A 24,850-nucleotide genomic window follows, 5' to 3' on the forward strand; every position below is an offset into this window, starting at 1 on the left:
GTGTCGTAGTCCCAGGGAGGAAGCCGATGAGGCATCTGCCGCACATTGCCCCACGTGCCTGGACCGGACTGGTCGTCACCGCGTTACTCGCAGGCTCGGCGTTCCTCCCGGCCGTCTCGGCGCGGGCCGTGACGCCGGTGGCCGGGGCCGGGGCGACCGTCCCGTTCACCAGTTTCGAGGCGGAGGCGGGCACGCTCACCGGCGGCGCCACCGCCGTGTCGCTGACCTCGGCGCCGACCACCCAGTACTCCAGCCCGGCGGTGGAAGCGTCCGGGCACGCGTATGTGCAGCTCAACGGCACCGGCCAGGGCGTGCAGTGGACCAACACCACCGGTGCGCCGATCAGCGCGCTCAACCTCCGCGAGAGCATTCCGGACTCCGCGTCCGGCGGCGGCAGCACCGCGACGCTCGACCTCTACGTCGACGGGGTGTTCCGGCAGGCGCTGAACCTCAACTCCAAGCAGAGCTGGTTCTACGAGGGCGGCAGCAACCACTACAACGGCAGCGACCAGAACCCGGCGGACGGCGACCCCCGCGAGTTCTTCGACGAGTCGCACACCTTCGTCACCGGCGCGCCGATCGCCCCCGGCAGCACCATCGCGCTGAAGAAGGACGCCGCGAATACGGCCGCCTTCTACTACCTCGACGTCCTGGACGCGGAGAACCCGCCGGCCCCGGCCGCCCAGCCGGCCAACTCGATCTCGATCACCAGTTGTGGCGCGGTGGCCGACAACAACCCGACCAACGGATCCGCCGACAGCGGCGCGGTGGACAGCACCGCGGCCATCCAGAACTGCATCAACCAGGCCCAGACCCAGAACAAGGTGCTGTGGATCCCGGCCGGGACCTTCTACCTCAAGGGCACCACCGGCCTGAAGGCCCAGGGCATCACCATCGCCGGTGCGGGCATGTGGTACAGCACGATCTACCGTGACGTCCCGCTGCCCAACAACACCCCGCTGGCCGCCACCTTCGAGCTGACCTCCTGCAACGTCCACGACTTCCACACCGACTCCGACTCCACCAGCCGGGAGATGGTCGACGGCGGCGGCGGCGCGATGGACACCTCCGGGACCAACTGGGTCGCCGACAGCATCTGGAGCCAGCACGCCGAGTCCGGCTTCTGGGCCTCCGGCACCGGCGGCACCGTGCAGAACAGCCGGGTCACCGCGGTGTGGGCGGACGGCATCAACCTCAACAACGTCTCGCTGAACAACACCGTCGGCAACAACATCACCGCGACCAACAACTTCGTCCGCGGCACCGGTGACGACGGCATGGCCATCAACTCGGTGAACTACAACACCGATTCCAACGGCAACAAGACCTACTACACCGCCATGTCGCACATCACGATGACCCACAACACCGTCATCGCGCCCTGGGGCGGCAAGGGCATCGGCATCTACGGCGGCAGCAACCAGGACGTCGAGAACAACTACATCGCCGACACCGCCCGCTACATCGGCCTCGGCGCAGGACGCTTCGGCGTCAACGGCAGCGACCTGCTCACCGCCACGGTCAACGGCAACGTCGTGGTCCGGTCGGGCGGCAACGGCTACAGCCAGGGCCAGCCGGCCCTGCAGGTGGGCAACGGCGGCGACGGCCAGAACGTGGGCGTGGTCGACCATGTGACCGTCACCAACAACACCGTGGTCAACGCCCTGTACGACGGGGTGGGGTTCTCCACCTCCACCAACACGCTGCTGCAGAACAACACCATCACCGCGCCCTGGCGCAACGGCGTGGTGATCCAGCCGCCGTTCTACCCGGCGCCGACCGGGTCGGCCACCCTCACCGGCAACACCGTCACCGGCCTCGCCAGCGGGATGCTGCCGTTCATCAACAACTCGTCCGGCTTCACCGCCACGGCGAGCGGCAACAGTTGGCAGAACGGCACCGGGCCGGTGGAGGGACCGTACGGCGGGACCGCGGCGGCCGTGCCCGGTCTGGTCCAGGCCGAGAACTACGACACCGGCGGCCAGGGCCTCGGCTACAACGTCTCCTCCGGCAACGGCAGCGGCAACGGCTACCGCGGTGACGGCGTGGACCTGGAGGCCACCTCGGACACCGGCGGCGGCTACAACGTCGGCTGGACCTCGGGCGGCCAGTGGTTCCGCTACACCGTCAACGTCGCCACCGCCGGGACCTACACGGTCAGCCTGAGGGTCGCCGCGCCCAGCGCGGTCACCGGCGCCCTGCACCTGTCCAACGCGGCCGGGACCAACCTCAGCGGCGCGGTCAACCTGCCGGCCACCGGCGACTGGCAGGCCTGGGGCACCGCGACCGCCCAGGTGACCCTGCCCGCCGGGCAACAGGTGCTGACGGTCAATCAGGACAACGGCGGCTGGAACCTCAACAGCCTGCAGTTCGCCGCCACGGGCGGCGGCGGAAGCGCGACGCTGACGGCCAACCCGTCCGCGCTGGGCTTCGGCAGCCAGACCGTGTCCACGACCAGTGCGGCCCAGGCGGTCACGGTCACCAACACCGGCACGGCGGCGGCCTCGGTCGCCTCGGTCGCCACGACCGGCGACTTCAGCCAGACGAACAACTGCGGCGGCTCCATCGCCGCGAACGCCTCCTGCACGGTGAACGTCAGCTTCAAGCCCAGCGCGACCGGCGCCAGGACCGGATCGCTGGCCATCACCGGCAGCGCGACCAACAGCCCGACCACGGTCGCGCTGACCGGCACCGGCACGGCCGCGGCCGGCACCAACCTGGCCGCGGGCAGGCCGACCGCCGAGTCCTCGCACAACGACGTCTACGGGTCGTCCAATGTCACCGACGGCAACCAGGGTTCGTACTGGGAGAGCGCCAACAACGCGTTCCCGCAGTGGGTGCAGGTGGATCTGGGGTCGTCCCAGTCGGTGAGCCGGGTGGTGCTGCAGCTGCCCGCCGGGTGGGGCGCGCGGGACGAGACGCTGTCGCTGCTCGGCTCGACCGACGGGTCGAACTTCAGCACCCTGAAGTCGTCCGCGGCCTACACCTTCACCCCGACCGCCAACAACACCGTCACCCTCACCTTCCCGGCCGCCTCGGAGCGGTACCTGAGGGTCACCATCACCGCCAACACCGGCTGGCCGGCCGGCCAGGTCTCTGAGTTCCAGGTCTGGACCTCGTAGGCGGTACCAGGCACACAGGCACACGCAGGAAGCCGATCCGGCCCACCCCTCGGGGCGGGCCGGATCGGCCGTGTCCGGGAGGGTTCGGCTTGCGCTGGGCTGAGCGGGTTCCGTCCGGGTCCGCTGCGCCACTTGGCGTACTGCGGCCGTGTCGCGGCGGGCTGCGGGGTCGGCGCTGTTAGCTTGCCGGGCATTGACCTTTTGCGGCTTTTGTCCGGACAGCCGTACTGACCGAAGGCGCGGGTTCCTGCATGCCCCAGGAAGTCGGTACGAGCAGCGCTCCGGCGGAGAGCCGGCCGGCGCGCTTCCTGCTGGAGGTGCTGCGCGGGATCGCGCAGGTGGACTTCATGCCCAGCGCGCTGTGCGGGGCGGTGTTCCTCGCGGCCCTGTTCGCCTCCGGCTGGCGCTACGGGCTGTACGGGCTGCTGGGCGCGGCCGTCGCCACCGCGACCGCCCATGCGCTGGGCATCGACCACGCGCTGGTCGGGGCCGGCCTGCGCGGATTCAACGGGTGCCTGATCGGCACGGGCTTCGCCGTGTTCCTCGGCCCCGCGCACCTGTCGACCTTCCTGCTGACCCTGTTCGGCTCCAGCCTGGTGGTCGTGGTCACCTCGGCGCTGGCGATCATGCTGGGGACCTGGAACGTACCGACCTTCACCATGCCGTTCTGCCTGGTCACATCGGTGATGACGGTGGGCGCCCCGGGTCTTGAGAAGGCCTGGCACGGGGCGCACGGCCTGGCCGCCCTGCCGGTGCCGGCGAGCGGCGCCACGGCGCTGAGCTGGCAGCAGACCTGGCATGCCTTCTTCGGCAACTTCGGCCAGATCTTCTTCATGCCGCAGTGGTATGTCGGGCTGATGTTCCTGGTCGGGATCGCCCTGGCCAACCGGCTCGCCGCCGCGATGGCCTGCCTGGGGAGCGTGACCGGACTGGTGGTCGCGGTGCTGCTCGGCTCCCCCGCGGAAGGGGTGTCGCAGGGGCTGATGGGCTACAACGCGGTCCTGGTGGCGATGGCCCTGTGCGGGGTCTTCGTCGCGCCCAGCGCCTGGAGCGTGGCCTACGCGATCGGCGGGGCCGGTGCGGCGACGGTGCTGACCTCGGCCTTCGACTCCTTCGTCGGACCGTTCGGCGGCCACACCTTCACCTGGCCGTTCGTCCTGACCGCGGTGCTCTTCGTGGCCGCGGTGCCCTCGATCCCACGGCTGCGCCGTACCTGACCCGTCGTCAATTCCGCTGCCGAAACCGTCGAAACCGCCGAAACCGCCGAAGAAGAGAGTGAACGGATGAACCTCGCGCCCCGTGAAATCGACAAGCTGCTCGTCTACGTGGTCGCCGACCTGGCCCGCAAGCGCCGTGAGCGCGGTGTGAAGCTGAACTACAGCGAGGCCTGCGCGCTGATCAGCGAAGCGATCCTGGAGGCCGCGCGGGACGGCAGGTCCGTGGCGGAGTGCATGGAGCTCGGCAAGCAGGTGGTCAGCGGCGACCAGGTGATGCCCGGGGTCCGCGACATGCTGCCGCTGCTCCAGGTGGAGGCGGCCTTCCTGGACGGCACCAAGCTGGTCTCCTGCCACGACCCGGTCGGGGCATGACCGCGCTCGGGTCCGTCCCCGCGCCGGCGGCCGAGCGGATGCGGGACAGCGCCGCGACGCTGCTGCTCGTCGGCGGCCACGAGAGCGCCCGGGGCGCGGACCTCGCCTGCTGGGACGGGATCGGCGGCACCGCGGTCCCGATCGGCGCGCCGCTCACCGAGGCGCTCACCCGCGCGCTGACGGACAGTGAACTTCCGGTCTGCGTGGTGCCGATGACGCTGGGTCGGGACCGCTCGCTGGTCGCCGAAGCGGCCCGGGCGCTGGCCTGGCTGGGAGACCGCGGCGGGCCCGGGCGCACCGTGCTGAGCGCACCGTTCGCCACCCAGGACCACCTGGTGGGCTGGCTGCGCGCCGCTGCCGCGGTACCCGCTGCCGCGCTGCCGGGGACCGCCGTCCTGGTCACCGCGCCGGCGGCCGACCCGTTCGCGGACGCCGAGCTGTTCCGGGTGGCCCGGCTGGTGCGCCAGTACGGCCGGCACCGCTGGGTGGAGGTCGCCTTCGCCGGCGGTGACCCGGACCCGGCGTCGGGCGTGGAGCGCTGCCGCCGGCTCGGCGCGGAGCGGGTGCTGCGGGTGTCGGCCGGTCTGGGGACCCCCGCCGCGCTGCCGGAGGCGCTCGGGGTGGTCGAAGGCGGACCGCTGCTGAGCCCGGCGGCGGTCGAGGCGGTCCTCGCGGTGCGCTGCGCCGAGGCCCTGCACCGGCTGGCCCACGGCGACAACGGGGTCGCGGCCGGCCTGGACGCCGAGCACGGGCACGGATTCGCGCACTCCCACGGCCCGGGCGACCACGACCACGACCACACGCACCACTGATCCGCTGCTTGCGGGAAAGAGAGAGCCAGCCATGCCGAACTACTTGTACGGCGACGATCCCGTGGAGATCAACGCGGGCCGTGCCAAGGGCACGGTCACGGTGTCGAACACCGGCGACCGCGGGGTGCAGGTCGGATCGCACTACCACTTCTACGAGGCGAACCGGGCCCTGGAGTTCGACCGTGACGCCGCGTACGGAATGCACCTGGACATCCCGGCGGGCACCTCGGTCCGCTTCGAGCCCGGCGACTCGCGCGAGGTGCCGCTGACCGCGTTCGGCGGCCACAACCGGCTGGTCGGCTTCAGCAACCTGGTCGGCGGCGGCGTCAACTCCGAGAGCACCAGGATCCACGCCAGGGCGCGTGCCGCCGCCCTGGGCTTCAAGAACACCGCCGCGGGCAGCCCCGCGGACAGTTCCGCGCAGCACCAGACGAAGGGCGACCGGTGATGGCCGTACTCCCGCGCAAGCAGTACACCGACCTCTACGGCCCCACCGTCGGCGACCGGTTCCACCTGGCCGACACCAATCTAGTGGTCGAGGTCGAGAAGGACTTCAACGAGGGCCTGTACGGGGACGAGGCGGTCTACGGCGGCGGAAAGAGCGTCCGCGACGGCATGGCGCAGGACCCGCAGGCCACCGCGCTGCAGGGGGCGCTGGACCTGGTGATCACCAATGTGGTGGTGCTCGACCCCATCCTCGGGGTGCTCAAGGGCGACATCGGGGTCAAGGACGGCTTCATCGCGGCGGTGGGCAAGTCCGGCAACCCGCACACCCAGAACGGGGTGCACCCCAAGCTGGTCATCGGCCCCGGCACCGAGGTCATCTCCGGCGAGCACCTGATCGCCACCGCGGGCGGCATCGACTCGCACATCCACTTCATCTCCCCGCAGCAGGCCGAGACGGCGCTGAGCAACGGGATCACCACCCTGGTGGGCGGCGGCACCGGCCCCACCGACGGCACCAACGGCACCACCTGCACGCCCGGGCCGTGGAACCTGGCCCGGATGTACCAGGCGGCGGAGGACCTGCCGGTGAACGTCGGACTGCTGGGCAAGGGCAACGGATCGCTGCCCGAGGCACTGGTGGAGCAGGTCGAGGCCGGGGCGTGCGGGCTGAAGGTGCACGAGGACTGGGGCACCACCCCGGCCGTGATCGACACCGCGCTGCGGGTCGCCGACGACTACGACGTGCAGGTGGCGATCCACACCGACTCCTTCAACGAGTCCGGCTTCTTCGAGGACACCCTGGCCGCGATCGACGGCCGCACCATCCACACCTTCCACACCGAGGGCGCGGGCGGCGGGCACGCCCCGGACATCATGCGGATCGCCGGCGAGCCCAACGTCCTGCCGTCCTCCACCAACCCCACCCTGCCGTACACGGTGAACTCGGTGGACGAGCTGCTGGACATGGTGATGGTCTGCCACCATCTGAGCCACGACATCCCCGAGGACGTCTCGGTCGCGGACTCCCGGGTCCGGGTGGAGACCATCGCGGCCGAGACCGTGCTGCACGACGAGGGCGTCATCTCCATCTTCTCCTCCGACTCCCAGGCCATGGGCCGGGTCGGCGAGTCCTTCACCCGCGCCTTCCAGACCGCGCACCACTGCAAGGACAAGCGCGGCAAGCTGGACGGCGACAGCGAGCGCAACGACAACCAGCGGGTGCTGCGCTACCTCGCCAAGATCACCATCAACCCGGCCATCGCGGCCGGGATGGCCGAGCACATCGGCTCGCTGGAACCGGGCAAGCTGGCGGACATCGTGCTCTGGCCGATCGGCTCGTTCGCGGCCAAGCCGAAGATGGTGATCAAGGGCGGCCTGGTCAACTGGGCCCAGATGGGCGATCCCAACGCCTCGCTGCCCACCACCCAGCCGATCTACTACCGGCCCATGTTCGGCGCGTTCGGGCGGGCCAAGCAGGCCACCCGAGTCTCGTTCATGTCCCAGGCCGGAATCGCGGCCGGGGTCCCGGGCGAACTCGGCCTGGAGAGCCGGGTGCTGGCGGTGCGTCACTGCCGCTCGATCGGCAAGCAGCACATGGTCCGCAACAGCGCGTTGCCGAAGATCACGGTGGACCCGGAGACCTACAAGGTCACCCTGGACGGCGCCCCCGCGACCATCGAGCCGGCCCGGGAACTGCCGCTGAACCAGCTGTTCTTCCTGGCATGAGCGACACCACGGGGGCCCTGCTGGTCAGTCTGCAGCTGACCGACTCGGCCTTCCCCAGCGGCTTCTACACCCTCTCGCACAGCCTGGAGGGCTTCGCCCAGGCCAGGGCGGTCACCGCGGAGAGCATGCCGGAGCTGCTGGTCGACCTGCTGCGCCACACGGTCGGTCCCTCGGACGCCACCGCCCTGGTGCTCGCGCACCGGGCGGTGTGCGCGGAGGACTGGGACGCGGTGGCGGAGGTCGACCGGCGGCTGCACGCCGCCAAGCTGAACCGCGAGCTGCGGCTCGCCTCCACCCGCACCGGCCGGCAACTGCTGGACCTCGCCGGCACCGTGGTCGGCGGCCCGGTGGTCCAGCGCTACGCCGCGCTGGTGGCGGCGGGAACCGCGCCGGGAGTGCAGGCCGCGGTGGCCGGGGTGGTCTACGCCGCCTGCGGCGTGGACGCGCGGCAGGCGGCGGTCGGCGACCTGTATGCCTTCGCCGCCAGCTTCGTCGGGGCGGCGCTGCGGCTGCGGCTGACCGACCACGTCCGGGCCCAGGTGGTGCTGCGGGCGGTCGCGCCGGTGATCGAGGAGGTGGCCGCGCTGGCCCTGGACGCGGAACTGGCCGACCTCGGCGGCTGCGTCCCGGTGGCCGACGCCATGTCCGGCCGCCACGAACGGGCCGAGGCCCGGCTGTTCATGACCTGACCAGACTCCCCAACTCCCCTGAGGTGGAAGATATGCACAAGGAACACCAGGTCCTGCGGGTGGGCATCGGCGGCCCGGTGGGCTCCGGCAAGACCGCGCTGATCGAGGCGCTGGTCCCGGTCCTGACCGCCCGGGGCCACCGGCCCGCGGTCGTCACCAACGACATCTACACCCAGGAGGACGCCCAGCACGTCCGGCGCACCCTGGACGGGGTGCTCGACCCGGAGCGGGTGGTGGGCGTGGAGACCGGCGCCTGCCCGCACACCGCGGTCCGCGACGACCCCACCATGAACCTGGCCGCCGGGGCCGAGCTGCTGGCCCGGTTCCCCGACGTCGACACCCTGCTGTTCGAGTCCGGCGGGGACAATCTGACACTGACCTTCAGCCCGGTCCTGGTGGACCTGTTCCTGTTTGTGCTGGACACCGCCGAGGGCGAGAAGATGCCCCGCAAGCGCGGCCCCGGCATCACCGAGTCGGACCTGCTGGTCATCAACAAGGTCGACATCGCCCAGTACGTGCGCTGTGACGTGGGCGTGATGGAGTCCGACGCGCTCCGGGTCCGCGAGGGCGGACCGGTGGTCCTCACCAACTGCCTGACCGGGCAGGGCATCGAGGAGATCGCCGGCTTCCTGGAGTCCTACCGCAAGGTCCCGGTATGACGCTTGCTGCCGCTCGGGCCGCCCGGGCTCCCCGCCGGGCGGCCGAGCCTGCGTCAACTCCCTTGGAGCGGCTGGCCCCGGCGCACTACGAACCGGTCAGGGTGCCCCGGGAGGTGGTTCGGCACGCCGCCGTGCCGGACACCCTCGCGGTGGGCCAGGCCGGCAAGGTCGGCCTGCTGGAGCTCTGCTTCGAGCGGCGCGGCGAGCGCACCGAGCTGGTCGGCCAGTTCCAGAAGGCCCCGTTGCAGGTGATGCGACCGCTCTACTACGACCCGTGCCGCCCGGACCTGCCGATCATCCAGGTGATGTCCACCGGCGGCGGCATCGTGCAGGGCGACCGGCTGCGGATCGACCTGCGCTGCGGGCCCGGGGCCAGTGTCCATCTGACCACCCAGGCGGCGACCAAGGTGCACCGGATGGAGTTCGACTACGCGACCCAGCAGGTCGCGGTCGAGGCCGGCGCCGACTCCTACGTCGAGTACCTGCCCGACCCCACCATCCCGTTCATCGGCTCCCGCCTCTACCAGCGCACCGTGGTCACCGCCGCGCCCACCGCGACCGTGCTGGCCGGGGAGACCCTCTACGCCGGCCGGCTGGCCCGCGGCGAGCGCTACGACTACGACGTCCTCGCCTCCGACTTCGAGCTGCGCCGTCCGGACGGCGGGCTGCTGGCGCTGGACACCATGCGCCTGGTGCCCGGGACGGCCGGGGTGGCCGGTCCGGCCGTGCTGGCCGGACACGACATCGTCAGCACCTTCTACGCGGTCACCTCCCTCGCTCCGGCCGCTGCCGTCGCCGACGCCCTGCACCGGGCCCTCGCCGACAGCGGCACCCTGTTCGGGGTGAGCGTGCTGCCGCAGGACTGCGGCGCCTGGGTGCGGCTGCTCACCAGCGATCCCTGTGCGGCGAGCGCGGCCGTGCGGGCCGCCTGGGACGCCGTGCGCCGACTGCTGACCGGCTCACCGGCACCCGTGATGCGCAAACCCTGACCGACCCCGAGCCCTCCAGGGAGTACTCCTTGCTCATGGCCGCATCCCCCGACACGGGGAACACCGCCTGGCTCCTGGCGAGCACCGCGATGGTGCTGCTGATGACGCCGGGTCTGGCGTTCTTCTACGGCGGCATGGTCGCCACCAAGCATGTGCTGGTGATGCTCAAGATGAGCTTCGTCTGCCTGGCGCTGGTGACCCCGCTGTGGCTGGCGGTCGGCTACACGCTCGCCTTCGGCCCCGACCTCGGCTGGGGCCTGCTGGGCAACCTGGACCACGCCTTTCTGCGCGGGGTCGGCATGAACGAGCTGCACGGCTCGGTGCCGACCCTGCTGTTCTCCTGCTTCCAGATGTCCTTCGCGGTCATCACCGTCGCGCTGATCAGCGGTTCCATCGCCGGGCGGGCCACCATGCGGGGCTGGCTGGTGTTCGTGGTGGCCTGGACCCTGCTGGTCTACCTGCCGCTGGCGCACTGGGTTTTCGCCCCGGACGGCTGGGTGTCGGCGAAGCTGGGGGCGCTGGACTTCGCGGGCGGCCTGGTGGTCGAGCTCAACTCCGGCGCCGCCGCCCTGGCCGTGGCCATTGTGCTGCGCAAGCGGCAGGACTTCGAGCGCCAGCCGGTCCGTCCGCACAATCTGCCGCTGGTGGTGATCGGGCTGGCGCTGCTGTGGTTCGGCTGGTTCGGCTTCAACGCCGGCTCCGCGCTCCAGGTGGAGGGCGCGGCGCCGACCGCCTTCCTCAACACCCAACTGGCCGCCTGCGCGGCCATGGTCGGCTGGCCGATGGTGGAGAAGTGGCGGCTCGGCAGCGTGGACATGCTGGGCGTCGCCTCGGCCGCGGTGGCCGGCATGGTCGCCATCACCCCCTCCTGCGGCGAGGTGTCTCCGCTGGGCGCGGTGTGCGTCGGCTTCGCCGCCGGGGTCGTCTGCGCCTTCGCCATCAACCTCAAGTTCAGGATCGGCGTGGACGACACCCTCGACGTGGTCGGCGTGCACGGCTGGGGCGGCATCGTCGGCACCGGGTCCATCGGCCTGTTCGCCACCGCCGCCATGAGCGGCAAGCAGGGCCTGTTCTACGGCGGCGGCTTCGACCTGCTCTGGCGGCAGGCGGTCGCCGTACTGGCCTGCGGCTCCTTCTCCTTCGTCGCCACCTGGCTGATCGCCAAGGCCATCAACAGCACGGTGGGCTTCCGCACCCGGGACGAGTACGAGGACGTCCCCGGCCAGGACGAGGAGATCGCCTACGACAACACCACGCTGGACCAGATCAAGGCCCGGCTCGACCAGCCGCGCCGGCCGGCCGGCGACCTCGCCCTCGTCAACGAGGTGCTGGACACGCTGCAGCGGCGGGAGAACAACAAATGACCGCGCCCGCGGCCGACCGTACCGACCAGCCGTCCGTGGGAGGACCGCCATGAACCACCTGTTCGACTCCGGCAATACCGCCTGGCTGATGATGGCCGCCGCCATGGTCCTGCTGATGGCTCCCGGCCTCGCCTTCTTCTACGGCGGCATGGTCAGGACCAGCCAGATCATCGCCATGCTCAAGATGTGCTTCGTCTGCCTGGCCGCGGTCACCCTGATCTGGTGGGCCGTCGGCTACACCCTCGCCTTCGGCCCGGACGCGGCGGGCCTCGGCATGATCGGCACCCTCGACCACGCGTTCCTGCGCGGCATCGGCCTCAACAGCGCCACCGGCGATGTGCCGACGGTCATCCACTCGGTCTTCCACATGAGCTTCGCGATCGTCACCGTCGCCCTGATCAGCGGATCGGTCGCCGGACGGGCCACCATGCGGGGCTGGACCGTCTTCGTCTGCGCCTGGACGCTGCTGGTCTACGTCCCGATGGCGCACTGGGTCTTCGACACCGACGGCTGGGTCGCCAAGCAGGTCGGCGCGGTGGACTTCTCCGGCGGCACCGTGGTCGAACTCAGCTCGGGGGCCGCCGGGTTGGCGCTGGCCATCGTCGCCGGAAAGCGCGAGGACTTCGAGCGCCGCCCGATCCGTCCGCACAATCTTCCGCTGGTGGTGATCGGCCTGGCGCTGCTGTGGTTCGGCTGGTTCGGCTTCAACGCCGGCTCCTACCTGAGCGGGCCGGGATCCACCACCATGGCCTTCGTCAACACCCAGTTCGCGGCGGGTGCGGCGATGAGCGGCTGGGCCGCCACCAGCTACTGGCGCACCCGCCGGGTCACCCTGCTGGACATGTGCATGGGGGCGGTGACCGGCATGGTGGCGATGACCCCCGCCGCGGCCGACCTCACCCCGGTGTGGGCCACCGTGATCGGCTTCCTGGCCGGGCTGAGTTGCGCCTTCGCGATCAGCTGGAAGTACCGCCTCGGTGTGGACGACACCCTGGACGTGGTCGGCATCCACGGCTGGGGCGGGCTGTTCGGCATGCTGATGACCGGCCTGGCCGCGACCGGCGCGGTCACCGGCAAGAAGGGCCTGTTCTACGACGGCTCGTGGACCCTGCTGGGGAACCAACTGGTGGCCGTGCTGGCGCTGGGGCTGTTCTCCTTCGTGATGACCGCGGTGATCGGCAAGGCCGTCGACCTGACCGTCGGACTGCGCCAGCCGGGCAGCATGGTCGAGCACGAGCAGGCCTATGACACCGACGTCGCCAGCCAGCTCCAGGACGTCACCGACGCCCTCGGCGGCGCCGGGCGCGCGGCGGACAGGAGCGACGCCGGCCAGCTCATCGACCAGCTCCGCACCCTGCTCGCCGCGCGCGAGGGCCACTGATGATCAGTCAGCAGCCGCCGTAGCCCTTCCAGTTGGCGACGGTGTCAGTGACGGTGCCGCCATTGACGCTCATGCTGCGATTGCCCACGTAGGCGCAGCCGCTGGTCTCCTCATTGTTGGCCCAGTTCGCGTTGACCGTGTACTTGTAGGCCAGCGTGACCGCCTTGGTCGCGGTGACCGTGGCGGTGAAGTGGGTGGCGTCGACGCGGGTCATCAGCACGCCGCCGGCGGCCCAGTCGGCCTGGCCCCCGCCGAGCACGCTGAGGTTCCCGGCCAGGTAGACCTGGGCGTTGGCGGGGGTGGAGGCCGGGACCGTGACGTTCACCGTTTCGGTCGGGCCGGTGCTGGGGGTCGGAGTCGGGGTGGGGGTCGGCGTGGGCGTGGGGGTCGGTGTGGGCGCGGTGCCGCAGGCGTAGGGGCCGGCCCAGTTGGCGACGGTGTCGGTGGTGGTGCCGCCGTTGATGACCAGGGTGCGGTTGCCGACGTAACCGCAGCTGCCGGTCTCCTCGTTGTTCGCCCAAGCGGCGCCGATCGTGTACTTGTACTGCAGGGTGGTGGGGCCGGCCGCGGTGACGGTGGCGGTCCAGTGGGTGGCGTCGACGCGGGTGAACGGGATGCCGCCGGCGGCCCAGTCGGGCAGGCCGCCGCCGAGGGCGGAGAGGGTGCCGTCCAGGTAGACCTTCAGCCCGGTCTGGTCGGTGTAGCCGGGGACGGTGACGTTGACGACCTCGACGTTGTTCGCCGTGGTGAGGGCGGTGATGCTGTTGGAGTGGGCGGACTCGTTGCCGTCGGTGTCGAAGGCGGTGACGTAGTAGGTGTAGGCGGTGGTCGGGCTCAGCCCGGTGTCGCTGTAGCCGGTGGCGGTGGTGCTGCCGACCAGGGCCGCGGTGCCGGTGCCGTCGGCGCGGTAGACGTCGTACCCTGCCACCGTGCCGCCGGCGGTGTCGGTGGCGGCCTGCCAGGTGAGCGCCACGGTGGTGCTGGTCGTGCTGGTGGAGTTGAGGACGCTCGGCGCGTCCGGTGGCGGGCTGGGGGCCTTGGTGGTGGCGGTGACGCTGTTGGAGGCGGGCGAGGCGCCGATGTTGTTGTAGGCAGTGACGTGGTAGGTGTAGGCGGTGCTGGGCGTCAGGCCGGTGTCGCTGTAGGTGGTGTTCGCCGTGGTCGTGATCAGCGCCGGGCTGCCGGTGCCGGTGGCGCGGTAGACCTGGTAGCCGGCCGCGAGCGGCGCACCGGTCCAGGAGAGGGTGATTCCGGTGGTGTGCACCGCGGTGGCCGCTAGGCCGGCGGGCGCCACCGGGGCCTTGGTGGGCGGTGCGGCGCAGCTGTTGAACGTCTGGCACACCACGGCCGGTGTGTCGACGTCCTGGCCGGCCGAGATGTCCACGGCCAGCCGGACGAACTGGGCCATGGCCCACATCAGCGGGGTGGCGGAGTTGTCGGGCTTGCCGGCGGTGAAGCCGTTGGTGCCGGTGGGACCGTCCCAGACCTGCTCGGAGATCTGGTAGTTGGAGGCGGAGTCGGCCATGGTCTGCAGGGTGGACTGAGCACCCGTCAGATTGCCTGCGGCGACGTCGTACTCGCCGCGTTCGCCGCTGAGGACCGGCCAGGGCCGACCCGTGCCGGCGCCGGTGTAGTCGGCTCCCGCGCTGTTCTCACCGTAGCCGTCGAAACCGTAGCGGTGGTCGATCTGCCCTTCGGCGGTGTTCACCGCGATCTGGGCGTCGTCGACGGCCAGGGTGTTGACGACCTCGGTGGAGCCGGGTGCCAGCACGCCGAGGCGTACCAGGTCCAGGAAGCTCTGGTCGACCACGGTGCGGTCGTCGTGGTTGCCGCCGCCGTTGGCCAGGCCGATGGTGGCACCGGAGTCCGGCTGTCCGTCGGGGGTGATCCGCAGGAAGTAACTGCCGTTGCCGTAGGAGCCGTTGGTGGTGTAGGTCCAGCTGTCCACCTTGGCGGCCCAGGTCTTGGCGGTGGCCAGCCAGGAGGCGGCGTCGGCGGTGTCGCCGTTGGTGGTGGCGATGGCGGAGGCGGTGACCAGGCCGGCGATCTCGGCGGCGATGGTGGCGGGGGAGTAGCCGCCGTTCTCCTCCCAGCGCTCCTGCCCGGTGGTGGGCCCGTTGGCGGCGATGAACGCGGCCAGCAGTTTGATCCTCGCGAAGTCGGCGGCGCCGGTCCGGCCCAGCTGGTAGGCCAGGATGATCGGGTCGGCCTCCTCGTCCTGCTGGTTGCCGCCCCACATCGGATTGCCGTTGAGCCAGGTGTTCTGCTTGACCTGGCCGGTGGCGCCCTCCTCGTAGGCCAGGATGTAGGTCAGGGCGTCATCGGCGTCCTGCTTGTCGCCCGCCGCGAGCAGCGCGGAGGCCATCTGGTACTCGTCGCGGGTCCACACCAGGTGGTAGCCGTGGCCTCCGGGGCTGTCGGCGCTGACCGAGCTGCCCCAGGGGGTGGACGGGGAGGCGACGAACCCGCCGACGTAGGTCTTGTCCTCGTCGGCCTTGGTCTCCATCAGCGCGACCCGGTACTGGGTGAGCAGGCTGGGGCTCGACGTCACGGACGCGGGTGGGGAGTTGAGCCCGGCGTTCCAGGTGTGCCAGCCGTTCTGGAAGGCGGACTCGGTCGCGGTGAAGCCGGTGGCCAGTGCGGCGGAGGCGTCCGCGACGGCCGCGGAGGTGGTGCTGTTGAAGGCCAGCGCCAGGGTGAAGCTGGTCGAACCGGAGGCGGCGACCGGGATCCCGGCGGTCTGGTCGATGTGGCCGGGGCTGGTGGTCCCGGTGTAGGCGGTGGCCAGGGTGTGACCGGTGGTCAGCTGGGTGCTGCCGCTGCCGGCGGTGCCGACGTAGCCGGTGGACGCGGTGCTGAACGGGACCGAGGCGGCCAGCGCGCTGGCCACCGGTCCGTTGGAGGCGACCAGGTCCCCCGAGGCGGCGTCGGTGCTGCCGGAGTTGCCGTTGCCCTGGTTGTTCAGCTGCGGCAGGTAGTCGGCGTACAGCGACAGCGGGGTGGAGCTGTTGTTGGTGAACTTCGTGTCGACCAGGATCACCGAGCGCGCCGGGTCGGCGACATAGGTCTTGGTGATGCTGTACTTGCCGCTGGTCGCGGTATTGGTCTGGGTCCAGGTCAGGGACGCGGGGTCGGCCAGGGTGATGGCGTGGGTGGTGCTGGTGGTCTCGCTGTCGGTGAAGCCGGCGCCGTCGGTGACGTAGAACTGCAGCCCGTAGGTGTCCGGATTGTCGGTCTGCGGGTAGTACACGTTCTGCAGCGCGCCGTTGGCGAGCATGTACCAGACCTTGGAGTTCGGGCCGATCGCGGTGGCGTAGCCCTGGGTGCCCAGCGGTTCGTTCCAGGTCGAGGCGGAGCCGGGGCCGCCCGGTGCGGTGGCGGCGTGGGCGGGGGTGGCGGCGACCCCGAGCGAGGCGATCGCGAGCAGGGCGGCGGCGGCGCCGAGGCGCACACGTGGTACGGACATGGATGCTCCTGCAGTACGGGTGGGGACTGCTGCGGCAAAGTCTTGCTGCAAACATCAGCAAGATGGGCTTAACATACGGGCGGGCCTTGCAGTTGACTAGCCGTCAGACCGAACCCCTTCCGCCACACCGCCGACCCGCAGGTGCGGAAGCAGCACAACCGGGCAGACGCCCGGCATGACCGAGTACTGGTACAAGCGCGCTGTGATCTACTGCGTCGACGTCGACTCCTTCCAGGACTCCGACGGCGACGGCACGGGCGACCTGCGGGGGCTGGCGAGCCGGCTGGACCACATCACCCGACTGGGGGCCACCTGCCTGTGGCTCAACCCGGTCCATCCGTCCCCGATGCGGGACGACGGCTACGACATCACCGACCACTACGGCATCCACCCGCGCCTGGGCAGCCTCGGCGACTTCGCCGAACTGCTGCACCGGGCCCAGGACCGCGGTATCCGGGTGATGATCGACCTGGTCGTCAACCACACCTCGGACCAGCACCCCTGGTTCCAGTCGGCGGTGTCCGACCCCGACTCCCCCTACCGCGACTGGTACGTCTGGTCCGAGCAGGAGCCCGAGGACCGGCGGCAGGGCATGGTGTTCCCGGGCGAGCAGACCGAGACCTGGACCTGGCACGAGCAGGCCAAGGCCTGGTACTACCACCGCTTCTACGACTTCGAGCCGGACCTCAACATCGCCAACCCGGCCGTCCGCGAGGAGATCAAGCGGATCGTCGGCTTCTGGGCCCAGTTGGGCGTGGCCGGCTTCCGGATGGACGCGGCGCCCTTCGTCACCGAGCTGACCGTGCCGGGGGTGCCCGATCCGCCGAAGGACCTGGGCTTCCTGACCGAGCTCCGCGAGCAGCTGTCCTGGGTCCGCGGCGACGGGGTGGTGCTGGCCGAGGCCAATGTGGAGCCCTCCGCCGTGCCCGAGTACTTCGGCGACGCGGGCGGTTCGGCCAACCGGCTGCACATGATGTTCGACTTCCACCTCAACGGACCGCTGATGCTGGGACTGGCCCGCGGCGACGCCGAGCCGGTCGCGGAGGCCCTGCGCAACACCCCGGACGTCCCCGGACCGGCCCAGTGGGCGACGTTCCTGCGCAACCACGACGAGGCGGACCTGAGCCGGCTCAGCGCGGACCAGCGCGAGGAGGTGTTCGCCGCCTTCGGCCCGAAGCCGGAGATGCAGCTGTACGGGCGCGGCATCCGCCGCCGGCTGGCCCCGATGCTGGGCGGCGACCAGCGCCGGATCAGGCTGGCGTACTCCCTGCTGTTCGCACTGCGCGGGACCCCGGTGCTGCGCTACGGCGAGGAGATCGGAATGGGTGACGACCTGTCACTTCCCGGGCGGGAGGCCATCCGTACGCCGATGCAGTGGTCCGCGCACCGCGGCGCCGGGTTCTCCTCCGAGCCGGAGCGGGGGCGGGCCGCGCACCTGATCACCCGGGGCCGCTACGGCTACCGCAAGCTGAACGTCACCGAGCAGCGCCGCGACCCCGACTCGCTGCTCGGGTTCTTCGAGGGGCTGGTGCGGATGCTGCGTGAGTGCCCGGAGATCGGCGAGGGCACCAGCGAGGTGGTGGACCTGGTCGTCCCGCGCCAGGTGCTGGCGCACCGGGCGGACTCGGCCGAGGGCTCGGTGCTCTTCCTGCACAACCTCGGCGAGCAGCCGGTGGAACTGGACCTGGGGCGGCTGCCCGGCACCGGGCCGGACTTCGGCGAGGTCTTCGGCGACCAGGACTACGGCGACCCCAAACCGAGCCTGCGGGGCGTCGCCCTCGGCCCCTACGGCTACCGCTGGATCCGGCTGGGCCGGACCAACGGCTGACAGTCCTCAGTGCAGGATGCTGACGGCCCGGGCGATGACCAGGAGTGAGGTGAGCAGGGCGGCGACGCTCTGCACACTCATCATGAGCTTGACCCGGGTGGACAGCGGCATGGTGTCGGTGGGGCTGAACGCGGTCGAGTTGGTGACGGACACATAGAGGTAGTCCGTCAGCGTGGGCACCCAGTCGGCGGTGGTACTGGAGCCGTCGGCCACCTCCTGGACGGCGTCGTCGTTCTCGTCCTGGGAGAAGCGGAAGTCCGCCATGGGCAGTTCCTCGCGCGGCACCTGGGTGCGGCTGACCGGGCCGCCGCGGTCCAACTCCCAGTAGGCGAGCCCGAACACGATGACATTGGTGAGCCAGACCTGCAGCGCGGCCACCAGCAGCGAACTGCCGTTCTTGACGCCGACGCTGACCAGGTCGTGGACCAGCAGGCCCAGGGCGAACAGGTTGCTGGCCGCGATCAGCCCGACCAGCGCCAGCGACAGGATCCGCGACGCCCGGGTCTGCCGGGTCATCCGCCGCGGATTGAGGACCACCAGCGGTACCAGCAGCAGCAGTTCGAGCCCCGGCAGGACGAACCGCGGGGCGAACAGCAGGTTCTGCGGCAGCCCCAGGTAGAGGGCCACGGCCACCAGCGTGGCGACCACCGCGGGCAGCCGGCCTCTCCGCGCCGTTCGTGCCGCGGGTGCCGGGTCCGAGCCTCGGCCCGCGTGCGCACCATGATGGTCCCCTGTCTCTCGATGATCCTTCTGTCCCGTTCCGACCGCCCCATGCGCGGGCGGAAGTCCGCTGCGTGCCCTCGCGGTCCGTGGGTACGCGCTTTGAGGACAGGACGACCGACAAGCGGTAGGAGCAGCAGATGAGCACCGAGGACAAGGCCGGCAACACCGCGGACAAGGTCAAGGGCAAGATCAAGGAAGCAGCCGGCAAGGCCGTGGGCAACGAGCGCCTGCAGGCCGAGGGCAAGGCCGACCAGGTCAAGGGCGACGCCAAGCAGGCCGTCGAAAAGGCCAAGGACGCCTTCAAGGACTGATCCGCCCGGATCCCTGATCCCGTATTCCAGCCGTTCCACCCGGTGGCCCCCCGTCCGAACGGGGGGCCACCGGCCTGTGTGCGGCAGGTCCGGCACTGATACGGCGGCGAGGCGGTCATATCGGGCCACATGGGTATAAGGGAGGAGGGCCTGAGCGCGTCCGCGCGCGGATGCCCCGACGGTACGGGCCCCGGGCCGGATTCTCCGGCCCCGCCGGGCAGGCCGCGACTCCAGGAGGATCGCCATGGTGCCTTACGACGAGACAACGGATGTCCGGGAGCTGGTCTTCGCCGCCCCGGCGCCGGGTGAGCCGCGCGGGCACGAGGACACCGTGCTGGTGCGCCGCACCCGGGCCAGCGGCCCCGGCGGCCACCCGGTGTACTGCGACGAGACCGGGATCGTACGCGCCGAGATCAGCGACGGTGACGAGGTGCGGATGCTGGCCAGCGGCGCCCACCAGGACCTGCGCCGGCCGGTCTCGGTCCGCCGCCTGCCCCGGGACGCCGACGCCGCGTAGCCGGGCGCACGGCGCCGGTGACGTATCGCGGAAGGAACGCAGGGTAGGCGACGAGCCTGCCCCGCACTTTCCTTCTGGAGGATTCATGAGCACACCGCAGTCCGCTCAGGTCGTCGTGGTCACCGGCGCGAGCGGCGGAATCGGACGTGCGACCGCTCGGGCCTTCGCCGCCCGCGGTGCGAAGGTCGCCCTGCTGGCCCGGGGCGAGGCGGGCCTGGCCGGTGCCGCCGCGGACGTCGAGCGGCTGGGCGGACAGGCGCTGGCCGTCCCCACCGACATGGCCGACCCGGACCAGGTGGAGCGCGCGGCCTCGCAGGCCGAGGCGGCCTTCGGCCCGATCGACGTCTGGGTCAATGTCGCCTTCACCTCGGTGTTCGCGCCCTTCAGCGAGATCACCGCCGCCGAGTACAAGCGGGTGACCGAGGTCAGCTACCTCGGCTACGTCTACGGCACCATGGCCGCGCTGGCCCGGATGCGGCCGCGGGACGCCGGAACCATCGTCCAGGTCGGCTCCGCGCTGGCCTACCGCGGCATCCCGCTGCAGACCGCCTACTGCGGCTCCAAGCACGCCATCCAGGGCTTCAACGAGGCGCTGCGCTGCGAACTGCTGCACGAGAGGAGCGGCATCCGCACCACCATGGTGCAGATGCCGGCGGTCGACACCCCGCAGTTCGACTGGGTGCTGTCCCGCCTGCCCGAGCCCGCCCAGCCGGTCCCGCCGATCTACGAGCCCGAGCTCGCCGCCCGCGCCGTGCTGTACGCGGCCGACCACCCCGGACGGCGCGAGTACTGGGTCGGCGGCAGCACCCTGGGCACCCTGGTCGCCAACGCGGTCGCGCCCGGCCTGCTGGACCGCTACCTGGCCAGGACCGGCTTCTCCGCCCAGCAGGACGACCGCCTGCAGGACCGGGACCACCCGACCAACCTCTGGAAGCCCGCCGACGGCAGGGGCGGCCACGACTACACCGCCCGCGGCAGCTTCCAGGACCGCTCCACCACCCGCAGCCCGCAGCTCTGGGCCTCCCAGCACCACGGCCTGCTGGCCGCGGTGGCCGGCGCCGGGCTGCTGGCCGGGGGCGCCGCGCTGCTGCGCGCCCGGCGGGTCCGCTGAGACCCGGCATGCGGATCGGCCCGACGGGGTAGGCGCGGCATCGGCCGAATGTGTAAAAACCCGTGATAACCATGACAAAACTCTGCGTGACAAAGAAAGGCGGCCCCCATGACCGATTTCCTGACGGACGTCAAAACGCTCAGGGAACGTGCCCGCAAGGAGATCGACAAGGGCCCGGTGACCGACGCCTACGGCGCTGACCTGCAGCGGGTGCTGCAGGTGCTGAACGAGGCCCTCGCCACCGAGCTGGTCTGCGTGCTCCGCTACAAGCGGCACTACTACACGGCGACGGGCCTGTACTCGGAGCCGGTCGCGGCCGAGTTCCTGGAGCACGCGGGCGAGGAGCAGGAGCACGCGGACAAGCTGGCCACCCGCATCGTGCAGCTGGGCGGGGAGCCGGACTTCGATCCGGACACCCTGAGCACCCGGTCGCACACCCCGTACGACGCCAGCGCCGACCTGATCGAGATGGTGAAGGAGGACCTGATCGCCGAGCGGGTGGCCGTGGCCTCGTACACCGAGATCTGCCAGTGGCTGGGCGACAAGGACCCGACCACCCGGCGGGTCTTCGAGGACCTGCTGGCCCAGGAGGAGGAGCACGCCGACGACCTCCGCGGCCTGCTGGAGCGCATCCCCGGCAGCGGCGGCGCCGGCTGACCCACCGGGCACCGATAGGCTGCCGACGACAGCGAGCGAGGAGGCAGGGTTGAGGGGCACGCGTGCGCTGCCGACGCTGGACCTGGTCGACGCCGGCGACCATGTCTGCTGGTTGGTCGAGCAGGGCGAGGACTTCGGCTCCACCGCCCGCGCTTTCCTGGCCGACGGCGCGCTGTTCGGCGACAAGGTCCTGGTCGTCGGCTCGGCCGAGACCCGCTGGCCGCACCGCGGCACCGCCCAGGGCCTGCTCCTCGACCCCGGTGCGGAGCGGGTGGCCGGTGTCGAGTGGGGCACCGAGGCCGTGCTGGCCGCGGTGCGCCGCGAGGCCGACACCGCCTGCCGGGAGGGCTTCCGCGCGCTGCGGGTGCTGGCGCAGGCGGACTCGCTGTGGCCCGGCGGCGCCAGCGCGCAGACCGTCGCCCGGCACGAGCTGGACCTGGACGCCCTGGTCGCCGACACCGGGACGCTGATGGTCTGCGCCTACCACCGGAACGGCTTCGACCGGGCGACACTGGAACTGGCCGTCGGTGTGCATCCCCACCAGATGGGCAGACGAGCACCGATGCCCGATTTTCGGATGTTCAGCGCGGGACCGGACTGCTGGAGTGTGAGCGGCGTGATCGATGCCGACGGAGCCGCAGCCTTCCGCACCGCCGTCGGCGAACTGCTGGCCCGGTCCGCGACGGTACGGCTGCGGTGCCAGGACCTGCAGCTGATGGACGCTGCCGCGATGGAGGCCCTGGCGGGCTGCGTCCGGGCCCTGCCCGGACGCAAGGTCGTCCTGGAGGGGGTCAACGGGACGGTGCGGCGCTGCTGGAGCCTGCTCGGCTACGACACCCCGCAGATCCCGGTGGAGCTGGCGCCATGACCCAGCCACCCGGCAGCTCCCCGACCGCGGCGGCCACGGCCCCCGAGCCCGGGTTCCGGCACGAGCTGTACGCCTACGAGGGCGAGGACCAGTTCCTGCAGGGGGTGCTGTCCTTCATCGACGACGCCAGGGCCGGCCGCGAAGTGGTGCTGGTGGCGGTCACCTCGGCCAAGGAACGGCTGCTGCGCGACCGGCTGGAGGCCGGCGGCGCGGCCGGCGGCGTCTCCTTCCTGGACGTCACGGCGCTGGGCCGGAACCCGGGCCGGCTGATCCCGGCCTGGCAGGAGTGGATCACCAAGCGCGCCGCCGACGGACACGCGGTCCGCGGGATCAGCGAGTCCTCCTGGGACGGGCGGACCGCCTCCGAGGCCGAGGAGCTGCGCTACCACGAATGGCTGCTGAACCTGGCTTTCGCCCGGTCCCCGGCCTGGTGGCTGCTCTGTCCCTACGACAGCACGCTGCTGGACTCCGCCGTACTGGAGGCGGCCGGACGCTGCCACCCGCAGGCCCTGTCCGCCGGGGTGCACGGCCCCAACCCCGGCTTCGTCGAGGAGCCCTACGCCTTCGCGGAGCTCGGCGCACCGTGCGACCCGGCCCAGGAGCTGGCCTTCCGCACCGGGGAGCTGGCCGCGGTGCGGGCCAAGGTGACCGCCTGCGCCACCGAGCACGGTATGGACCCGACCCGGCTGCAGGAACTGCTGATCGCCGCCACCGAGGTCGCCTCCAACAGCACCAAGTACGGCGGCGGCCGGGGAACCCTGCGCAGCTGGGTCGAGGACGGCACCCTGGTCTGCGAGTTCCATGACTCCGGCCACATCCAGGACCCGCTGATCGGCCGGGTGCGCCCCACCATCGACCAGAACGGGGGCCGGGGCATGTGGCTGGTGCACCAGCTCTGCGACCTGGTCCAGATCCGCTCGACCGCCCAGGGCGGCACCACCGTGCGGCTGCACACCGCCCTGGACTGAGCTACTTGCGTCCGGTCCAGGCCGGTTCGGCGGCGGCCCAGGCGCGGTCCCAGTTCCGCAGGTCGACCCGGTTCAGACAGGTCCTGGTGAGCGCGCTCCCGGCCAGGACCAGGGCGCCGCCGCCGGTGAGGGCGAGGCAGCCGAGCAGGGTGGCCCTGCCGGAGGAGTCCGCGGCGCTGGTGGGCGGGGCGGCCACCTGGCCGGCCCGGTCCAGCCACACGGTGACCCGGTCACCGGTCACCGTCCCCGGGTCGGCGGCGGCGCGGGCCTGGCGCTCGGCGCCGGTGGGGCCGGTCCAGCGGACCAGGGCGGTGAAGTCGGCGCCCAGGCCGCCGCTCTGCTGGTTGGCGTCACTGAGCGCCACCGCCTGGGTCCGGTGCAGGGTCGCGGCGTAGCGCAGGGCGTGCGCCCGGTCGTGCTGGTAGAGCCCGAGGGCGAGCAGGACGGACGCCGCCGCGGTGGCGGTGAGGGCCAGCACCAGCAGCACCCGCAGCCGGTCGCGCAGGGTGTCGGTGCGGCGCCACAGCGGATTGTGGCGGCGGGCCAGCGCCGCGCCGAACGGGGAGCGGCGGGGTGCGGGGTGGGACGGAGTGGGTGCGGCTGCGGGCGCTGCCATCGTTCTCGCCTCCTCGGCTGCGGCGGGGACCGCCGTACAGTCCAGTGTGTTCCCGATCCCCGGGGAAGGCACCGGGTCGGTCGGTCGACGACGCGTCACAGCAGGTCGTCGATGTCCCAGCGCAGGGTGTCGGCGACGTCGACCACTCCCTCGACGGCGCGGACGCGGTCGAGCAGGGTGGCGGCCTGGCTGCGCCGGGCGGTGCGGGCGTCGAGCAGGATCCGGCCGTGGTCGCAGTCCACCCGCAGGGTGGCGCGGTCGGTGCCGCTGTCGGTGGCGACCGCGAGGTAGAGGACCTCGGAGCGGATCTCGGCGTCGTCCCTGCGCACGGCGCCCAGCAGGTCGCAGAGGCAGACCATGCCGACCAGGCGGTGCTGGTCGTCGGTGACCGGCAGGTGGTGGATGCGGTGGCGCAGGGCCACCCGGGCCGCGTCCGCGGCGCTGGTGCCCGCGGTGACGGTCCAGGCGGGTGCGGTCATCAGCTCGCCGGCCACGACGCCGGCGCCCTTCCGGCGCAGTGCGCGGACCTGGCGGGTCTCGAAGCGGATGCCGCGCGGCGGCAGGGCGGTCAGGGCCAGCTTGGCGAGCAGGTCGGAGGCGGCGACCAGGCCCATCACCCGGCCTTCAGCGTCGACCACGGGGAGCAGGTCGTGGTGGTGCTCGCGCACGGCGGCCACCAGGGTGGCGTAGTCCGTGCGCGGGCCGACCGTCACCACCTGGCGGGTCATCAGATCGCTGACCGGGGTGTGCCGGGGCAGCCCGTCCCAGGCGATCCGGTCCGGCGCGGGCCGGGGCTCGTGCACGGCGGTCCCGGTCCCGGCGTCGATTCTGGCGCTGTGCTGTGTCGCTGTCATGGTCTGCTCCCTGTCCCTCTCGCTGTCGTCCCCACTGTGCGCGCGGGGTCCGGGGTTCCGCACGGGGCCGATCGGCCCCCGTCCCCGGCCGGCCGGACAGACAGGGCCCTTTCCCGGGTGGGGCGGGACCATTGGTCCCTGCTGCCGGTCCGGG

General features: G+C 71.6%; 22 protein-coding genes. 18 read left to right on the top strand and 4 right to left on the bottom strand.

Features of this window, described 5'->3' with window-relative positions:
• The first annotated feature begins 26 nt into the window (after positions 1-26).
• The 11 genes from ACEZDG_RS28475 (at position 27) to ACEZDG_RS28525 (ending at position 12,777) form a co-directional block, all read left to right on the top strand.
• A complete protein-coding gene (locus ACEZDG_RS28475) occupies positions 27-3,122 on the top strand; it encodes a discoidin domain-containing protein (RefSeq protein WP_380514684.1) in 3,096 nt (1,031 codons plus the stop codon).
• Between the two features lie 251 nt (positions 3,123-3,373).
• Positions 3,374-4,339: an urea transporter gene (locus ACEZDG_RS28480; RefSeq protein ID WP_380514687.1), complete on the top strand. Its 966-nt coding sequence runs from the start codon at positions 3,374-3,376 to the stop codon at positions 4,337-4,339.
• 66 nt (positions 4,340-4,405) lie between these two features.
• Positions 4,406-4,711 (top strand): urease subunit gamma, encoded by a 306-nt coding sequence (locus ACEZDG_RS28485; RefSeq protein WP_380514690.1) that lies wholly within the window; start codon positions 4,406-4,408, stop codon positions 4,709-4,711.
• A complete protein-coding gene (locus ACEZDG_RS28490) occupies positions 4,708-5,523 on the top strand; it encodes a sirohydrochlorin chelatase (protein WP_380514693.1) in 816 nt (271 codons plus the stop codon). Before ACEZDG_RS28485 ends, ACEZDG_RS28490 begins: the two co-directional genes overlap by 4 nt.
• A gap of 31 nt (positions 5,524-5,554) precedes the next feature.
• A complete protein-coding gene (locus ACEZDG_RS28495; RefSeq protein ID WP_380514696.1) occupies positions 5,555-5,971 on the top strand; it encodes an urease subunit beta in 417 nt (138 codons plus the stop codon).
• The gene (ureC, locus tag ACEZDG_RS28500; protein ID WP_380514698.1) at positions 5,971-7,695 is read left to right on the top strand and encodes an urease subunit alpha; all 1,725 of its coding nucleotides are present in this window, start codon (positions 5,971-5,973) and stop codon (positions 7,693-7,695) included. Before ACEZDG_RS28495 ends, ureC begins: the two co-directional genes overlap by 1 nt.
• Entirely contained in the window at positions 7,692-8,384 is a 693-nt protein-coding gene (locus ACEZDG_RS28505; RefSeq protein ID WP_380514701.1) for an urease accessory protein UreF, read from the top strand. The genes ureC and ACEZDG_RS28505 overlap by 4 nt, the downstream gene beginning before the upstream one ends.
• A 32-nt stretch (positions 8,385-8,416) precedes the next feature.
• Positions 8,417-9,043 (top strand): urease accessory protein UreG, encoded by a 627-nt coding sequence (gene ureG, locus ACEZDG_RS28510; protein WP_380514704.1) that lies wholly within the window; start codon positions 8,417-8,419, stop codon positions 9,041-9,043.
• Entirely contained in the window at positions 9,040-10,032 is a 993-nt protein-coding gene (locus tag ACEZDG_RS28515; RefSeq protein ID WP_380514707.1) for an urease accessory protein UreD, read from the top strand. The genes ureG and ACEZDG_RS28515 overlap by 4 nt, the downstream gene beginning before the upstream one ends.
• Positions 10,033-10,067: 35 nt before the next feature.
• Positions 10,068-11,396, top strand: a complete 1,329-nt coding sequence (locus ACEZDG_RS28520; RefSeq protein ID WP_380514709.1) for an ammonium transporter — start codon at positions 10,068-10,070, stop codon at positions 11,394-11,396.
• A gap of 49 nt (positions 11,397-11,445) precedes the next feature.
• Positions 11,446-12,777: an ammonium transporter gene (locus ACEZDG_RS28525; protein WP_380514712.1), complete on the top strand. Its 1,332-nt coding sequence runs from the start codon at positions 11,446-11,448 to the stop codon at positions 12,775-12,777.
• Between the two features lie 7 nt (positions 12,778-12,784).
• On the opposite strand, the gene ACEZDG_RS28530 is transcribed toward ACEZDG_RS28525, so the two are convergent.
• Positions 12,785-16,243, bottom strand: coding sequence for a glycoside hydrolase family 15 protein (locus tag ACEZDG_RS28530; protein WP_380514714.1), 3,459 nt, complete (start codon positions 16,241-16,243; stop codon positions 12,785-12,787).
• 175 nt (positions 16,244-16,418) lie between these two features.
• On the opposite strand from ACEZDG_RS28530, the gene ACEZDG_RS28535 reads away from it, so the two are divergent.
• Positions 16,419-18,071: an alpha-amylase family protein gene (locus tag ACEZDG_RS28535; protein WP_380514716.1), complete on the top strand. Its 1,653-nt coding sequence runs from the start codon at positions 16,419-16,421 to the stop codon at positions 18,069-18,071.
• Positions 18,072-18,077: 6 nt separating this feature from the next.
• Here the strand turns inward: ACEZDG_RS28535 and ACEZDG_RS28540 are convergent, their stop codons facing one another.
• Entirely contained in the window at positions 18,078-18,719 is a 642-nt protein-coding gene (locus tag ACEZDG_RS28540) for a hypothetical protein (protein WP_380514719.1), read from the bottom strand.
• Positions 18,720-18,931: 212 nt separating this feature from the next.
• On the opposite strand from ACEZDG_RS28540, the gene ACEZDG_RS28545 reads away from it, so the two are divergent.
• The 6 genes from ACEZDG_RS28545 (at position 18,932) to ACEZDG_RS28570 (ending at position 23,226) form a co-directional block, all read left to right on the top strand.
• A complete protein-coding gene (locus ACEZDG_RS28545; RefSeq protein ID WP_380514721.1) occupies positions 18,932-19,105 on the top strand; it encodes a CsbD family protein in 174 nt (57 codons plus the stop codon).
• A gap of 244 nt (positions 19,106-19,349) precedes the next feature.
• Positions 19,350-19,622 (top strand): DUF6296 family protein, encoded by a 273-nt coding sequence (locus tag ACEZDG_RS28550; RefSeq protein WP_380514723.1) that lies wholly within the window; start codon positions 19,350-19,352, stop codon positions 19,620-19,622.
• Positions 19,623-19,707: 85 nt separating this feature from the next.
• On the top strand, positions 19,708-20,733 hold the full coding sequence (locus ACEZDG_RS28555; protein ID WP_380514725.1) for an SDR family oxidoreductase: 1,026 nt from the start codon (positions 19,708-19,710) through the stop codon (positions 20,731-20,733).
• Between the two features lie 108 nt (positions 20,734-20,841).
• Positions 20,842-21,390, top strand: coding sequence for a ferritin-like domain-containing protein (locus ACEZDG_RS28560; protein WP_380514727.1), 549 nt, complete (start codon positions 20,842-20,844; stop codon positions 21,388-21,390).
• Positions 21,391-21,439: 49 nt separating this feature from the next.
• A complete protein-coding gene (locus tag ACEZDG_RS28565) occupies positions 21,440-22,258 on the top strand; it encodes an MEDS domain-containing protein (RefSeq protein ID WP_380514730.1) in 819 nt (272 codons plus the stop codon).
• Positions 22,255-23,226, top strand: a complete 972-nt coding sequence (locus ACEZDG_RS28570; RefSeq protein ID WP_380514733.1) for an anti-sigma factor RsbA family regulatory protein — start codon at positions 22,255-22,257, stop codon at positions 23,224-23,226. Before ACEZDG_RS28565 ends, ACEZDG_RS28570 begins: the two co-directional genes overlap by 4 nt.
• Position 23,227: 1 nt before the next feature.
• Here the strand turns inward: ACEZDG_RS28570 and ACEZDG_RS28575 are convergent, their stop codons facing one another.
• Positions 23,228-23,842 (bottom strand): Rv1733c family protein, encoded by a 615-nt coding sequence (locus ACEZDG_RS28575; RefSeq protein ID WP_380514735.1) that lies wholly within the window; start codon positions 23,840-23,842, stop codon positions 23,228-23,230.
• A gap of 95 nt (positions 23,843-23,937) precedes the next feature.
• Entirely contained in the window at positions 23,938-24,696 is a 759-nt protein-coding gene (locus ACEZDG_RS28580; RefSeq protein WP_380514737.1) for a CBS domain-containing protein, read from the bottom strand.
• Positions 24,697-24,850: the final 154 nt, after the last annotated feature.

The organism is Streptacidiphilus alkalitolerans (genome assembly GCF_042511045.1).
In the GTDB taxonomy this organism is placed as follows: Bacteria; Actinomycetota; Actinomycetes; order Streptomycetales; family Streptomycetaceae; genus Streptacidiphilus; species Streptacidiphilus alkalitolerans.